We start from the raw sequence: 14485 nt of genomic DNA on the forward strand, positions 1-14485 counted from the left end.
GCTCGGCTCTTCTCTGCCGGGCGGTGTCCGATCACCTCCATTGGACGCCCCTCTGGCCACTTGGGCATCTCGGGCCCCACCCCTAGAGCCTGTCGGCCATCTCCCAGACCAGCAGCTCCGCCGCGCTCAACGCCACCGCCTCCACGTCCTTGGCGCCGATGATGCGCGCCGCGTCCCCCGCGGCCAGCTCCTCGCCGTCCAGGCGCACTTCACCGCGCGCGACATGCACGTACACGAACGCACCGTCCGGCACCGCGGTCCGCTCCCCCAGTCCCAGCCTCCGTACGTGGAGCATCGCGCCCGCCTCCGGGACGGCGTACGGCGTCGAGTCCGCGATGCCGTGGACGATCTCGTACGACGGGTCGCCGCCCGGTGTCAGCGGCGCCAGCCAGGTCTGGAGGAAGGTCAGGGGCGCCTCGGCGTCGTTGCGCTCCACGTGCCGTACGCCGCCCGCCGAGCTCAGCCGCTGGACGTCGCCGGGGCCGACCCGGGTCTCGTGGCCCGTGGAGTCGCGGTGGGTCAGTTCGCCCTCGACCACCCAGGTGACGATCTCGGTGTGGCTGTGCGGGTGCTCGTCGAAGCCGGCGCCGGGGGCGAGCCGCTCCTCGTTGCAGGCGATCATCGCGCCGAAGCGGAGGTTGTCCGGGTCGTAGTGCGGACCGAAGGAGAAGGCGTGGCGTGACGTGATGCCCGCTGCCTCATCCCCTCCGGGGTAGCGCTCCGCGGCGCGCCGTACGTCCATCACGCCCCCACGGTATCCCCGCCGGACAGCCGGACAGCCGGACCCCGACGCCGACGCCCTCCGGTTCATTGCCTCGCCCCCGCCGCCCCCTACCCGTCCCATCCCTTGAACGGGCTCCGCTCCTTCAACCCCGCTGGAGCTGCCGCCCAGACCCCGCTGTCGGCCCCGACGGGCCTCGTCCTCAAGCGCCGGACGGGCTGGAGTGCACCCCCTGCACAAGCCCACCGAGCCGTCAAGCACACACCCTCTGGCACGCGCACCCGTCCCGATAAGGCAGTCTTGTCCCCGTGCCCGAACCCGAATCCCGTAAGTCCGAAGCCACCGCGCACGCCGTCCACGCTCACGCCGCGACCCTGAAGCGGCTCGAGAAGTCCTCCGGTTCGCTCGCCGCGCAGGCCATCGCGCGGATGGACGAGACGCTCCCGTGGTACCGGGCCATGCCCCCGGAGAACCGTTCCTGGATCGGGCTGGTGGCCCAGGCCGGTATCGCCGCCTTCACCGAGTGGTTCCGGCGTCCGGACGCGCCGCAGGCCATCTCCACCGACGTCTTCGGCACGGCTCCGCGCGAGCTGACCCGGGCCATCACCCTGCGGCAGACCGTCGAGATGGTGCGCACGACCATCGAGGTCATGGAGTCGGCCATCGACGAGGTGGCGGCGCCCGGCGACGAGAGCGTGCTGCGGGAGGCGCTGCTCGTGTACGCCCGGGAGATCGCCTTCGCGACCGCCCAGGTCTACGCCCAGGCCGCCGAGGCACGCGGTGCCTGGGACGCACGCCTGGAGTCGCTCGTCGTGAACGCCGTGCTCAGCGGCGAGGCCGACGAGGGGGCCGTGTCGCGGGCCGCCGCGCTCGGGTGGAACTCGCCCGAGCATGTGTGCGTGGTGCTCGGGACCGCGCCCGACGGGGACAGCGAGCTGACCGTCGAGGCCATCCGGCGGGCCGCCCGGCACGCCAAGCTGCAGGTGCTGACCGGGGTGCTCGGGGACCGGCTCGTCGTGATCGCGGGGGGCAGCGACAACCCGATCGCGGTCGCCAAGTCGCTGATCGGGCCGTATGCCGCCGGGCCGGTCGTCGCGGGGCCCGTCGTACCGGATCTGCTGGCCGCCACGCGGTCCGCGCAGGCCGCCGCCGCCGGGCTGAAGGCGTGTTCCGCCTGGCAGGACGCCCCGCGGCCGGTACTCGCGGACGACCTGCTTCCGGAGCGCGCCATCGCGGGTGATCCCAGCGCGCGCGAGCAGTTGGTGGAGGAGATCTACAGACCGCTGGAGGAGGCCGGGTCGGCCCTTCTGGAGACGCTCTCGGTCTATCTCGAGCAGGCGAGCAGTCTGGAGGGCGCGGCACGGATGCTCTTCGTGCATCCCAACACCGTGCGCTACCGGCTTCGACGTGTGACTGACGTCACCGGCTGGTCGCCGTCCGATGTACGCTCCGCGTTCACTCTGCGGATCGCGCTGATCCTGGGGCGTCTGGTCGACGGCGATCTCCAGCTCTAGGCTTTTGTCGGGGGCCCACAAAACCCCCTCGTGTTCTTCGTCCTTGTCCCCACGGGCGGCGTCGGCCGTCCCCAAGAGAGAGTGTGAGAGTGCTCGTACTCGTCGCTCCCGGCCAGGGCGCCCAGACGCCCGGCTTCCTGACCCCCTGGCTCGAACTGCCCGGTGTCCGCGGTGCCCTTGAGGCGTGGTCCGACGCCGTGCAGCTCGACCTCGTCCGTTACGGCACCGAGGGCGACGCGGAGGAGATCCGCGACACCGCGGTGGCCCAGCCGCTGCTGGTGGCCGCCGGTCTGGCCTCGGCGTACACGCTCTTCGACGACCCCGCGGAACTGCCGCGCAGGCTCGGCGCCATCGCCGGGCACAGCGTCGGCGAGCTGACCGCCGCCGCGCTCGCCGGGGTGCTCTCCGACGAGGAGACCGTCCGGCTGGTGCGCGCCCGTGGTCTGGCCATGGCCGAGGCCGCCGCGATCACCGAGACCGGGATGTCGGCGCTGCTCGGCGGCGACCCCGAGGTGAGCGTCGCGCACCTGGAGAAGCTCGGCCTGACCCCGGCGAACATCAACGGCGCGGGCCAGATCGTCGCCGCGGGCACCATGGAGCAGCTCGCCGCGCTCAACGAGGACAAGCCCGAGGGCGTGCGCAAGGTCGTCCCGCTGAAGGTCGCCGGCGCGTTCCACACGCACCACATGGGCCCCGCGGTCGAGAAGCTGGCCGAGGCCGCCAAGGAGCTCGTCCCGGGCGACCCGAAGCTCACCTACGTCTCCAACAAGGACGGCCGCGCGGTCGCCACCGGCGCCGAGGTGCTGGAGCGACTCGTCGGGCAGGTCGCCAACCCGGTCCGCTGGGACCTGTGCATGGAGACCTTCAAGGAGCTCGGCGTCACGGCCCTGATCGAGGTGTGCCCGGGCGGCACGCTGACCGGTCTGGCCAAGCGCGCGCTGCCCGGTGTGAAGACCCTGGCGCTCAAGACCCCCGACGACCTGGACGCTGCTCGCGAGCTCATCGCAGAGCACGCCTGACAAGGAGCCCGGAGCATGGCGAAGCTGAAGCCCAGCAAGGGCGCCCCGTACGCGCGCATCCTCGGGGTCGGCGGTTACCGTCCGACCCGGGTGGTGCCCAACGAGGTGATCCTGGAGAAGATCGACTCGTCCGACGAGTGGATCCGTTCGCGCTCGGGCATCGAGACGCGGCACTGGGCGAACGACGAGGAGACCGTCGCCGCGATGTCGATCGAGGCGTCCGGCAAGGCGATCGCCGACGCCGGGATCTCCGCCGAGCAGATCGGCGGCGTGATCGTCTCAACCGTGTCGAACTTCCGGCAGACCCCGGCCGTGGCGACCGAGATCGCCGACAAGCTCGGGACGAACAAGGCCGCCGCCTTCGACATCTCGGCCGGCTGCGCGGGCTTCGGCTACGGTCTGACCCTCGCCAAGGGCATGATCGTCGAGGGCTCCGCCGAGTACGTCCTCGTCATCGGCGTGGAGCGCCTCTCCGACCTCACCGACCTGGAGGACCGGGCGACGGCCTTCCTGTTCGGCGACGGCGCCGGCGCGGTCGTGGTCGGCCCCTCCGAGGAGCCGCACATCGGCCCGACGGTGTGGGGCTCCGAGGGCGACAAGTCCGAGACGATCAAGCAGACGGTGCCGTGGAACGAGTACCGCGTCGGTGACCTCGACAGGCTCCCGCTCGACAGCGAGGGCAACGTCAAGTTCCCTGCGATCACGCAGGAGGGCCAGGCGGTGTTCCGCTGGGCCGTGTTCGAGATGGCGAAGGTCGCCCAGCAGGCGCTGGACGCGGCCGGAATCACCCCGGACGACCTGGACGTCTTCATTCCGCACCAGGCCAACGAGCGGATCATCGACTCGATGGTGAAGACACTCAAGCTGCCGGAACACGTCACGGTCGCCCGCGACGTGCGCACCACCGGCAACACCTCGGCCGCCTCGATCCCGCTCGCGATGGAGCGGCTCCTGGCGACCGGCGAGGCGAAGAGCGGCGACACCGCGCTAGTCATCGGATTCGGGGCGGGTCTCGTTTACGCCGCCACGGTCGTTACTCTCCCCTAGGCACTCCGTGCCGGATCTTGTGAGCCGGCACGGGAAACGCACCACCTGCCGCTTCCGCGGTGGGAGCCAAACCCTCTGAGATATCTACGAAGGAGCGCCAAGATGGCCGCCACTCAGGAAGAGATCGTCGCCGGTCTCGCCGACATCGTGAACGAGATCGCCGGCATCCCGGTTGAGGACGTCCAGCTGGACAAGTCCTTCACCGACGACCTGGACGTCGACTCGCTGTCCATGGTCGAGGTCGTCGTCGCCGCCGAGGAGCGCTTCGACGTGAAGATCCCGGACGAGGACGTCAAGAACCTCAAGACCGTGGGCGACGCGACCGACTACATCCTCAAGCACCAGGGCTGATCTTCCGATCAGTCCTGGGGCTGCCTGCCCCGCCACCCGGCGGTGGCGCCGCTGAATCCTCGTATCCGTTGGAGAAAGAATTCCCGTGAGCCCGACCAATCGCACCGTGGTCGTCACCGGTATCGGCGCAACCACACCGCTGGGTGGCGACGCAGCCTCTACCTGGGAGGGCCTGATCGCCGGCAAGTCCGGCGTCAAGCCCCTGGAGCAGGAGTGGGCCGCCGAGCAGGCGGTCCGTATCGCCGCGCCGGTCGCCGTGGAGCCGACCGAGGTCATCCCGCGGCCGCAGGCCCGCCGGCTGGACCGCTCGGCGCAGTTCGCGCTGATCGCGGCCCAGGAGGCGTGGGCCGACGCAGGGTTCGAGGCCAAGGCCGGTGAGGACCCCGCCGTCGACCCCGACCGCCTCGGCGCGGTCGTCGCCTCCGGTATCGGTGGTGTGACGACGCTGCTCGACCAGTACGACGTGCTGAAGGAGAAGGGCGTCCGCCGCGTCTCCCCGCACACCGTCCCCATGCTGATGCCGAACGGCCCCTCCGCCAACGTGGGCCTGCTCGTGGGCGCCCGTGCGGGCGTGCACACGCCGGTCTCCGCGTGCGCCTCGGGTGCCGAGGCCATCGGCTACGCCATCGAGATGATCCGCACCGGCCGCGCCGACATCGTCGTCGCGGGTGGCACGGAGGCGGCGATCCACCCGCTGCCGATCGCCGCGTTCGGCAACATGATGGCGATGTCCAAGAACAACGACGACCCGCAGGGCGCGTCGCGTCCCTACGACGTCGCCCGCGACGGCTTCGTCCTCGGCGAGGGCGCCGGCGTGATCGTCCTGGAGTCCGCCGAGCACGCCGCCAAGCGCGGGGCGCGGGTGTACGCCGAGGCGGTCGGGCAGGGCATCTCCGCCGACGCCCACGACATCGTGCAGCCCGAGCCCGAGGGCCGCGGCATCTCGCAGGCCCTGCAGAACCTGCTGGAGCGCACCGACCTGGACCCGGCGGAGATCGTCCACGTCAACGCGCACGCGACGTCGACGCCGGCCGGTGACATCGCGGAACTCAAGGCGCTGCGGAAGGTGTTCGGTGACGACGCCGACCACATGGCGGTGTCCGCGACGAAGTCGATGACCGGGCACCTGCTGGGTGGTGCCGGTGGTGTGGAGACCGTGGCCACGGTGCTCGCGCTGTACCACCGGGTTGCTCCGCCGACCATCAACATCGAGAACCTCGACCCGGAGGCCGAGGCCAACGCCGACGTCGTCCGCGGTGAGGCGCGCAAGCTGCCCGTCGAGGGCCGGATTGCCGCGCTGAACGATTCGTTCGGGTTCGGTGGGCACAACGTGGTGCTGGCGTTCCGCACGGTCTGAGGTCGGCCGTAGCCTGTCGTGAACGGCGAGTGGCCCGTCCCCCGGGTTGGGGGCGGGCCACTCGCCGTTTCGTCGTTGGTTGTGGACCGGGTGCAAACCCGGTGGGGGCTTGTCGCGCCCGCGCGGCGGAGCCGCAAATCGATACAGCCCCGCGCCCCTAAAAACCCGGCGTTGCCGCTCTGTCTCTCTAGACGACCTGGTGGAGCCAGCGGACCGGGGCGCCCTCGCCCGCGTACCTGAACGGCTCCAACTCGTCGTCCCACGGCTTGCCCAGGAGCTTGGCGATCTCTGCCTCCAGGTCCGTCTCCCCGCCCTGTGAGCGGGCCAGGGCCGCGCGCAGGCGGTCCTCGGGGATCAGGATGTCGCCGTGGATGCCCGTCACCGCGTGGAAGATGCCCAGGTCGGGCGTGCAGCTGTAGCGCTCGCCCTCGGCGGTGGGGCAGGGCTCGGCCGTGACCTCGAAGCGCAGGAGGTGCCAGCCGCGCAGGGCCGAGGCCAGCTTGGAGGCCGTGCCCACCTCGCCCTGCCAGCTGAACTCCGAGCGCCAGGTGCCGGGCGCGGCGGGCTGCCGGATCCAGTCGAGGTTGACGCGCGTGCCGAGGACGCCGGCGACGGCCCACTCGACGTGCGGGCACAGCGCGCGCGGAGCGGAGTGCACGTACAGAACTCCCCGTGTCGTCACCGGTACCTCCGGGCAGAGCGGACATCTTGCGAACTGGCGGACGATCGTGGCCGGGCAGCCACGTTGATGGCGAGGCTACCGTGCGGCGGCGCAAGGAGTGTGACGTACCGTCGCTCCCGATGCCGTCAAACATCCACCATTCACCCGGCAGGACGCTTGTACGGGTGTGAGCCGTTGCATGAGCCGGCTGGGAACCCTCGTGCGTTGTTATTGGTTGGAAAGCATGACTTGGAAAACCATGACGGGGCCGACGAGGGGATGGACCAGGGATGCGGAAGCGTCGGCAGGTTGCGCGCGCTGTCCTCGCCGCCGTGACCGCGGGGGCGGTGCTGGGCGTCGCCGGCTGTGACGCCGTCGGCGGCAACTCCCCGGCCCCCTCCGGCACCGAGGCGCAGAGCGCGCGACCGTCACCGAAGCCGACCCCCACGTGGGACCGCAGCCCCGCCTCGATCGCGGCCGTGGGCGACTCCATCACGACCGGATTCGACGCCTGTACGGTCCTGTCGGACTGCCCCGAGGTCTCGTGGGCGACCGGCAGCAGTGCGCAGGTCGACAGCCTGGCCGTACGGCTGCTGGGCAGGACGAAGGCAGCCCAGCGGAGCTGGAACTACGCGGTGACCGGGGCGCGGATGGCGGACGTGGCCGGGCAGATGGCCCGGGCGGTGGCGCGCGAGCCGGAACTGGTGACGGTGATGGCGGGGGCCAACGACGCCTGCCGGGACACGGCCGACGCGATGACCTCGGTGGCCGACTTCCGGACCCAGTTCGAGGACGCCATGGGCACACTGCGGGACGCCCTGCCGAAGTCCCAGGTGTATGTGGCGAGCGTGCCGAATCTGATGCGGCTGTGGGAGCAGGGCCGTACGAACCCGATGAGCAAGCAGGTGTGGAAGCTCGGCATCTGCCCGTCGATGCTGAGCGACCCCGACTCGCTCACCGCACTGGCGAACCAGCGGCGCGAGTCGGTGCAGGAGCGGGTCGAGGCGTACAACAAGGTGCTGGAGGAGGTCTGCGCGAAGGACCGCCGGTGCCGTTTCGACGACGGTGCGGTGTACGAGTTCCGCTTCGGTACGCGGCAGCTGAGCCAGTGGGACTGGTTCCACCCGAGCGTGAACGGTCAGGCGCGGCTGGCCGAGATCGCCTACCGGACGGTCACGAACTAGGGTTCCGCTCATGAGCGAACACTTCGGCACACTTTCCGACGGCTCGGAGGTCCGGCGCTGGACCCTGGAGCGCGCGGGCGTGCGGGTACGGGTGCTGTCGTACGGCGGGATCGTGCAGTCGCTGGAGGTGCCGGACCGGGACGGGCGTACGGCGAACGTGGTCCTGGGGTTCGCCGACCTGGACGGCTATCTGTCCCACCCGGGGCCCTATTTCGGCGCCCTCATCGGGCGGTACGCCAACCGGATCGCGGGCAGCCGTTTCCCGCTGGACGGCCTGACGTACGCGCTGGAACCCAACAACCCGCCCAACTCCCTGCACGGCGGCGCGCGCGGCTTCGACAAGCGGGTGTGGGAGGTGGCGCCGGTCGAGCACGGGGTGCGCCTCAGCCGGGTCAGCCCGAACGGCGAGGAGGGCTTCCCCGGGCGGCTGGAGGTCTCGGCGACGTACACCCTGTCGTCCGACGGAGCGCTGAGGATCGCCTACGAGGCGGTGACGGACGCGCCGACCGTGGTGAACCTGACCAACCACGGCTACTTCAACCTCGCCGGTCCGCAGGCGGGGAACGCGGGCGGGCACGAACTGCGGCTGGCCGCCTCCCGGTTCACGCCGGTCGACGCGGATCTCATTCCGACCGGTTCCCTGGACGAGGTCGCGGGCACCCGCTTCGACTTCCTCCAGGCGCGGAAGGTGGGCGCCGGGTACGACCACAACTTCGTGCTCGACAAGGGCGTGACGGGGAGTCCGGAGCAGGTCGCCGAGTTGTACGACCCGTCGACCGGGCGGGCCATGACGGTGGCGACCACCGAGCCCGGCCTCCAGCTCTACACCGCCGACCATCTGACCGAGCCGTTCGCCCCGGGCGACGGGATCGCGCTGGAGACCCAGCACTTCCCGGACTCCCCGAACAGGCCGCAGTTCCCGAGCACAGTGCTGCGGCCGGGCGAGGTGTTCCGTTCGGAGACGGTGTACGGATTCTCGGTGCGCTGATCCGCCGCACTCGCGTTCCTGAGAGCCCGCGTCCACAGGCTCTGGACACCACGAGCCCCGGTCCGGGCGTCAGGACCGGACCGGGGCTGTTCCTGGGGTACTTCTCCCGGGTCAGACGTTAATCGTCGTCGCCACTCGACGGTCGGCGATCGAGCGCCCCACCTGGATCTCGTACGAACCCTTCACAAAAGTCCATGAACTGGCCTTCTCGTCCCAGATCTCGAAGGCCCGGCGCGGCAGTCCGACCACGGCCTCGACCGTCTCCCCCGGGCCCGCCTCCACCCCGGCGAACCCGGCCAGCCACCGCGCCGGCCGGTCGGCGTCGGCCTCGGTCGGCGCGAGGTAGACCTGCACGACCTCCCGTCCCGCGCGCTCGCCGGAGTTGCGGACGCGGACGGTGACCGTGGTGCCCTCGGCCTCGGCGGACTCGTACGTCCAGTCGGTGTAGCCGAGGCCGTGCCCGAAGGGGTACGACGGGACCCGGCCCTCCTTCTCCCAGGCGCGGTAGCCGATGAAGACGCCCTCGGTGTACGGGAGTTCGCCGTCGGTCGGGACGACCCGGCTGACCGGGGCGTCGGTCAGGGAGCCCCAGGTGGTGGGCAGCCGGCCGCCGGGCTCGTGCGCGCCCGTGAGGACGTCTGCCAGGGCCGCGCCGCCCTCCTGGCCGGGGAACCAGCTCAGCAGCACGGCGGCGACGTCCTCGCGCCAGGGCAGCTCCACCGGGGAACCGGAGTTGACGACCACGACGGTGTTCGGGTTGACGGCGGCGACGGCGCGGACCAGGTCGTCCTGGCGGCCGGGGAGCGTCAGGTCCTTGCGGTCGAAGCCCTCCGACTCGACCCGGTCGGTGGTGGCGACCACGACGACGGCCGTGTCGGCGTCGCGGGCGGCCTCGACGGCCTCGGCGATCAGCTCGTCGGGGTCGCGCTGCGGCTCCTGGTGGGCGAGCATGAACCCGATGACCTTCATCGGGGTGTCCTCGGGGAACTCGACGACATGGCTGAGGGAGACCTCAACGGGTTCGCCGGCGGTCAGTTCGGGCTGGGCGCGGGGTACGGGGGCGCCGAAGAAGGCGGCGAAGGGGTCCTCCTTGGCGGGGCGCTGGACGTCGTCGTAGTACGTCGTGCCGTCGATGGTGAGCTCGAAGGCGCCGATGCCCTTGATGCCGAAGGTGTGCGGGCCGGTGGCGCGCGGGGTGAAGGTGCCGGTCAGCTCGACGGTGTGCAGGGTGTCGTGGGTGACGCCCTCGGGGAGGTCGTCACCCATCCACTGGATCTGCCCGTTGGGCGCCGACCCCGTGCCGATGACGTTCCCCTGCGCGTCCCGGCACACGGCCCGAAGTTCGAAGCCCTTGTCGGCGACGCCGAGTTCGGTGTTCGGGTCGGCGCCGACGGCGTAGGTGAGGGCGCCCTCGGGGAGGGCTGCGGTGAGGCCTTCGAGCGGGGAGACGATCCGGTCGGGGAAGACGGTGGCGGAGCCGCCGCCGAGGACGCGGGCGTCGCGGGCGGCGGCGCCGATGAGGGCGACGCTGCCGTTCGGCCGCAGCGGGAGGGCGCCCTCGTTGCGGACCAGGACGAAGGAGCGGCGGGCGATCTCGCCGGCCAGGCCGGCGCCGTCGACGGCCTCGGGCAGCTCGGTGACGACCGGCTCGGCACCCTCCAGGATGCCGACGCGGGCGGCGATGCGCAGGACGTTGCGTACGGCCTCGTCGACCTTGGCCTCGGTCACCTCGCCGTCGCGGACGGCCCGGGCGAGGGCCTCGCCGTAGACGGTCTGCGGGCCGGGCATGGCGACGTCCAGGCCGCCCTCGATGGCGGCGACGGTGTCGCGGGCGGCCATCCAGTCGGAGACGTTGTAGCCGTCGAAGCCCCACTCACCGCGCAGGACCTCGTTCACCAGGTGGTGGTGCTCGGTCATCGTCGTGCCGTTGACCGTGTTGTAGGCGGTCATGATGCCCCAGGGGTGGGCGTTTTCGACGATGATCTCGAAGGGCGCCAGGTACAGCTCGCGCAGGGCGCGTTCGCTCACGGTGTTGTTCACCGTGAAGCGCTCGGTCTCGGCGTCGTTGGCGACGAAGTGCTTGACGGTGGTGCCGACGCCGCCCGACTGGACGCCGTTCACATAGCCGGCGCCGATCGTCCCCGTCAGGTACGGGTCCTCGCTGTACGCCTCGAAGTGGCGGCCGCCGAGCGGGGAGCGGTGGAGGTTGACGGTCGGGGCGAGGAGCACATGGACGCCCTTGCGGCGGGCCTCCTGGGCGAGCAGCACCCCTGCCCTGCGGGCGAGCCCGGGGTCCCAGGTGGCGGCCAGGGCGGTGGGCGAGGGCAGCGCGACGGAGGGATCGTCGGCGGTCCAGTGGACGCCTCGGACGCCGATCGGTCCGTCGGACATGACGAGGGACGGCAGGCCGATCTCGGGCAGTGCGGGCAGGGTCCAGGTGTCCTGGCCGGAGAGCAGCCGCGCCTTCGCGTCGAGGTCGAGCCGGGCGAGAGCGGCCTCCACGACCGCCTCACGTGCTGCATCGGCCTGGGTGCGGGTTCCCGCCATCGCGGTGCCTCCTCGGTGAGTCCGTGCACGTCTCCATCCTTCCTCGGCACCTGTGGAGCCCTCGAAACCGCAACCATCAACTGAGGAACCCCCACGGCGGGCAACCACGTCCGCGAGAGCGGCGGCGGTTTGGCCGCAAAGAGGGGAGCGCCGCGCCGAGATCGTGCGGGCGGCCCTGGAAGTGATCGCCGAGCGCGGTTACCGGGGGCCGGCCTGGGCGCGGTCGCGGAGCGGGGCGGGCTCACCCAGCAGGGCCTGCTGCACGTACTTGGGCGCGTTCCGGGACTTCCTCAGGCTGCTGGGCGAGAACGCGACGGATCCGCGCTGACGGCGGCGACGACCTCGACCTCCAGCAGGGCCTCCGGCCGGAACAGCCTCGGCACCTCGAAGGTCATGCTGGTGGGCGGGGTGCCGGTGAGGAACTGCCGCCGCACGGTGCCGTACTCCTGCAGCGTGCCGATGTCGGTGAGGCAGGTGCGGATGTTGATGACGTCCGAGAGGCTCGCCCCGTGGGCCTTGAGCAGCGCGGCGATCGTCTCGAAGATGCCGCGGGTCTGCTCGGCGACGGTGGCGCCCTCGGCGATCTGCCCGGAGAGGAACAACAGGGCGCTGCCGTCGGCGTGTTCGACGCGGGCGACCTGGGAGTAGTACGGGCTCAGGGGCTGGGGTGCGGCGGCCGGGTTGTCGAGGGTGATCTGCATGGCGTCGACGCTAGGTCCGGGCTTGAGATGCGACAAGCGAATGTCCAGCATGGCAGGCATGCCGAATCAGCATGAGTTTCCCGAGCTGTCCACCGTGTGGCTGAGGGCGTTCCTGGAGGTCGCCCGACAGGGCTCGTTCACCGTGGCCGCGCGGACGCTCGGGTGGACCCAGTCGGCGGTGTCCCGTCAGATCTCCTCGCTGGAGGGGGCGTTGGGCGGCGCCCCGCTCTTCGACCGGCTGCCGCGAGGTGTGCGGCTCACCGAGGCCGGGCGGGTTCTCGTGCCGTACGCCGAGGCCGTCACGGAGTCGCTGCACGGGGCCGTGCGGGAGCTGGCCGCGCTGCGTGAAGTGGCCGGCGGGCGGCTGCGGTTCGGGGCCTTCGCCACGGCCGACGCGGGTCTGGTGCCGCAGGCGCTGGCCGCCTTCCGTGCCCGCCACCCACGCGTCCACGTGACCCGCGAGGAGGGCTTCACACCGGTCCTGCTGGACCGGCTCACCGCGGGCCACCTCGATCTGGCGGTCGTCTCGACCACCGGCCGGGCACCGCTGGAGGCGTACGAGGTCCATCACCTCCTCGACGAGTCCCTGTACGTCGCCGTGCCGGCCGCGCACCCCCTGGTGGGCCGGGACGGGCCCGTGCGGCTGGGCCAACTCGCCGACGCCGACTGGATCTCCGGCAGTTCCCGCCCCGAGGGCACCCTTCTCGACGCGGCCCTGCGGCAGGGCTTCAGGCCACGGGTCGCGCACGTCGTCGGGGAGTGGACCGCCAAGCAGGGGTACGTCGCCGCCGGTCTCGGCGTCGCCCTGGTGCCGGCGCTGGCCGCCGGGTCCGTGCGGCCGGACGTCCGGCTGGTGCCGGTGCTCGACGAGGGCGGGCCGGCGCGGGCGGTGTACGCGGCGACGGTGCGGGGGCGGTCGCTGTCGCCGGCCGGGGCGCGGTTCCTGGGGGCGCTGCGGGAGGCGGCGGGGAAGATGGCCCGCACCATGGCGTAGACCACTCCCGCCACGCGATACTTCCGGCGTCCCGCACGACGCACGCTCTGCCACACCCCCCACCGTGACGGAAGGACCGGAACTCCCTTGAATTCCATACGCGTTCGGATCGGCGTCCTCGGCCTCGCCCTGATGGCCGGCCTCTCGGCCCCGACGACCGGGGCGTCCGCCGCCGAGACGGCGCCCACGCCGACCGTCGAGGAACAGCGCCTCGACAAGGCCGTCCCCCAGGAGATCCTGCGGCGCTCCGGATTCGACGCCCTGGCAGCGGACTTCAGCCGCGATCTCGGCACCGCGCGCTCCTACGCCGAGGCCCGTCTCGTCGTCGTACGCGAGGGGGCGCGGCTGTGGCGCAGGGCCGTCGACCGGGCGCAGGGGCGCGGGCCGGCGGGGGGTGATCTGAGCCGGGACGACGATCGGCCGTTGTACTGGGCTCGGTTGTCGATGACGCGGGAGGTTCGTACGTGGGAGCCGGGGTTCGGGTTGAGTGACGGTCAGCGGCGTGCGCTGCTGGACGCGCTGGAGCGCAGCTCGCGGGGGCAGGGTGACATTCGCTACCCGCAGGGTGGGAAGGGGATGAGGAGGGTCCTCGTCACCGGGTTCGACCCCTTCACCCTCGACCGGGACATCCGTATCTCCAACCCGTCCGGGGCCACCGCGCTCGCGCTCGACGGCACGGTGATCGAGACGGCGGACGGGCCGGCGCGGGTGGAGACCGCCGTGTTCCCGGTGCGGTGGCAGGACTTCTCCGGGGGCACCTCCCAGGCTTTCGGCACTGGGGAAGGGACGGTGGAGCGGACGCTGCGGCCGTATCTGAAGCAGGTCGATCTGTTCACGACCGTGAGTCAGGGGCGGGTCGGGAGGTTCGACATCGAGCGGACCAACGGGGCGTGGCGGGGTGGGTTCCCGGACAACGAGAACATCGGGCGGACCGAGACGATCCCTGTCGTGGACCCGGCCTCGCAGCCGCAGTGGACGTCTACGACGCTGCCGTACAGGGAGATCGTCGCCGCGAGCACCGGTCGGTTTCCCGTGTACGACAACACGAGTGTGACGGAGATTCCGGCGGGCGGTGCGGAGGCGGTCGTGCGGCCGGACGGGCCGACGGCGGGGTCCGTCGCGCGGGCCGGGGGTGGGGGGAACTACCTCTCCAACGAGATCGCCTATCGGGCGACGCTGCTGCGGGATCGGCTGGGGCTGCGTGATGTGCTGCCCGGTGGGCATGTGCACACGCCGGTGCTGCAGTTCGGGGCGGGGAACACGGATCCGGCGACGGGGGTGGTGACGGATCCGGAGTTCGTGCGGAACCGGGTGGACATCGTCGCGCAGGTGCGGGCGATTGTGGGGGTGGCCGTGGATGCGGCGTCGACGTCGCGGTCGGGTTCGTAGGCGGTCGGTGTC

General features: G+C 71.6%; 13 protein-coding genes and 1 pseudogene. 10 read left to right on the forward strand and 4 right to left on the reverse strand.

Going from position 1 to position 14485, the window contains the following annotated elements; all coding sequences use genetic code 11:
- Window positions 1–82: 82 nt before the first annotated feature.
- Window positions 83–742 carry a pirin family protein gene (locus EJ357_RS13975; RefSeq protein WP_126399468.1) on the reverse strand — a complete coding sequence of 220 codons (660 nt, stop codon included), beginning with the start codon at window positions 740–742 and terminating at the stop codon, window positions 83–85.
- A 287-nt stretch (window positions 743–1029) separates the two neighbouring features.
- Between EJ357_RS13975 and fasR the strand changes: the two genes are divergently transcribed.
- The 5 genes from fasR to fabF all read left to right on the forward strand — a co-directional run bounded on the left by fasR (window position 1030) and on the right by fabF (window position 6009).
- The gene (gene fasR, locus EJ357_RS13980; RefSeq protein WP_126391927.1) at window positions 1030–2235 is read left to right on the forward strand and encodes a fatty acid biosynthesis transcriptional regulator FasR; all 1206 of its coding nucleotides are present in this window, start codon (window positions 1030–1032) and stop codon (window positions 2233–2235) included.
- An 89-nt stretch (window positions 2236–2324) separates the two neighbouring features.
- Window positions 2325–3254 (forward strand): ACP S-malonyltransferase, encoded by a 930-nt coding sequence (locus EJ357_RS13985; RefSeq protein WP_126391928.1) that lies wholly within the window; start codon window positions 2325–2327, stop codon window positions 3252–3254.
- A 15-nt stretch (window positions 3255–3269) separates the two neighbouring features.
- The gene (locus tag EJ357_RS13990) at window positions 3270–4301 is read left to right on the forward strand and encodes a ketoacyl-ACP synthase III (RefSeq protein ID WP_126391929.1); all 1032 of its coding nucleotides are present in this window, start codon (window positions 3270–3272) and stop codon (window positions 4299–4301) included.
- Between the two features lie 102 nt (window positions 4302–4403).
- The gene (locus tag EJ357_RS13995; RefSeq protein ID WP_004001566.1) at window positions 4404–4652 is read left to right on the forward strand and encodes an acyl carrier protein; all 249 of its coding nucleotides are present in this window, start codon (window positions 4404–4406) and stop codon (window positions 4650–4652) included.
- A gap of 85 nt (window positions 4653–4737) precedes the next feature.
- Window positions 4738–6009 (forward strand): beta-ketoacyl-ACP synthase II, encoded by a 1272-nt coding sequence (gene fabF, locus EJ357_RS14000; RefSeq protein WP_126391930.1) that lies wholly within the window; start codon window positions 4738–4740, stop codon window positions 6007–6009.
- A 187-nt stretch (window positions 6010–6196) separates the two neighbouring features.
- On the opposite strand, the gene EJ357_RS14005 is transcribed toward fabF, so the two are convergent.
- The gene (locus EJ357_RS14005; protein WP_126391931.1) at window positions 6197–6691 is read right to left on the reverse strand and encodes a DUF3145 domain-containing protein; all 495 of its coding nucleotides are present in this window, start codon (window positions 6689–6691) and stop codon (window positions 6197–6199) included.
- A gap of 269 nt (window positions 6692–6960) precedes the next feature.
- Here EJ357_RS14005 and EJ357_RS14010 point away from each other — a divergent pair, with 269 nt between their 5' ends.
- Window positions 6961–7854 carry an SGNH/GDSL hydrolase family protein gene (locus tag EJ357_RS14010; RefSeq protein ID WP_126391932.1) on the forward strand — a complete coding sequence of 298 codons (894 nt, stop codon included), beginning with the start codon at window positions 6961–6963 and terminating at the stop codon, window positions 7852–7854.
- A 10-nt stretch (window positions 7855–7864) separates the two neighbouring features.
- Window positions 7865–8842, forward strand: coding sequence for an aldose epimerase family protein (locus EJ357_RS14015; RefSeq protein WP_126391933.1), 978 nt, complete (start codon window positions 7865–7867; stop codon window positions 8840–8842).
- Window positions 8843–8953: 111 nt separating this feature from the next.
- On the opposite strand, the gene EJ357_RS14020 is transcribed toward EJ357_RS14015, so the two are convergent.
- Window positions 8954–11389, reverse strand: a complete 2436-nt coding sequence (locus EJ357_RS14020) for a beta-glucosidase family protein (RefSeq protein WP_126391934.1) — start codon at window positions 11387–11389, stop codon at window positions 8954–8956.
- A 160-nt stretch (window positions 11390–11549) separates the two neighbouring features.
- Here EJ357_RS14020 and EJ357_RS49300 point away from each other — a divergent pair.
- Window positions 11550–11704: pseudogene (locus tag EJ357_RS49300) on the forward strand (TetR family transcriptional regulator); the annotation flags it as partial.
- On the opposite strand, the gene EJ357_RS14030 reads toward EJ357_RS49300, so the two are convergent.
- A complete protein-coding gene (locus tag EJ357_RS14030; RefSeq protein ID WP_126391935.1) occupies window positions 11680–12090 on the reverse strand; it encodes a RidA family protein in 411 nt (136 codons plus the stop codon). The pseudogene EJ357_RS49300 and the gene EJ357_RS14030 overlap by 25 nt on opposite strands.
- Before the next feature lie 49 nt (window positions 12091–12139).
- Here EJ357_RS14030 and EJ357_RS14035 point away from each other — a divergent pair, with 49 nt between their 5' ends.
- Complete coding sequence (locus EJ357_RS14035; protein WP_407698483.1) at window positions 12140–13084, forward strand: LysR family transcriptional regulator; 945 nt, start codon at window positions 12140–12142, stop codon at window positions 13082–13084.
- 87 nt (window positions 13085–13171) lie between these two features.
- Window positions 13172–14473, forward strand: a complete 1302-nt coding sequence (locus EJ357_RS14040; protein WP_126391937.1) for a C15 family peptidase — start codon at window positions 13172–13174, stop codon at window positions 14471–14473.
- The last annotated feature ends 12 nt before the right edge of the window (window positions 14474–14485 follow it).

The sequence above is a fragment of the Streptomyces cyaneochromogenes genome (assembly GCF_003963535.1).
Lineage (GTDB): Bacteria > Actinomycetota > Actinomycetes > Streptomycetales > Streptomycetaceae > Streptomyces > Streptomyces shaanxiensis.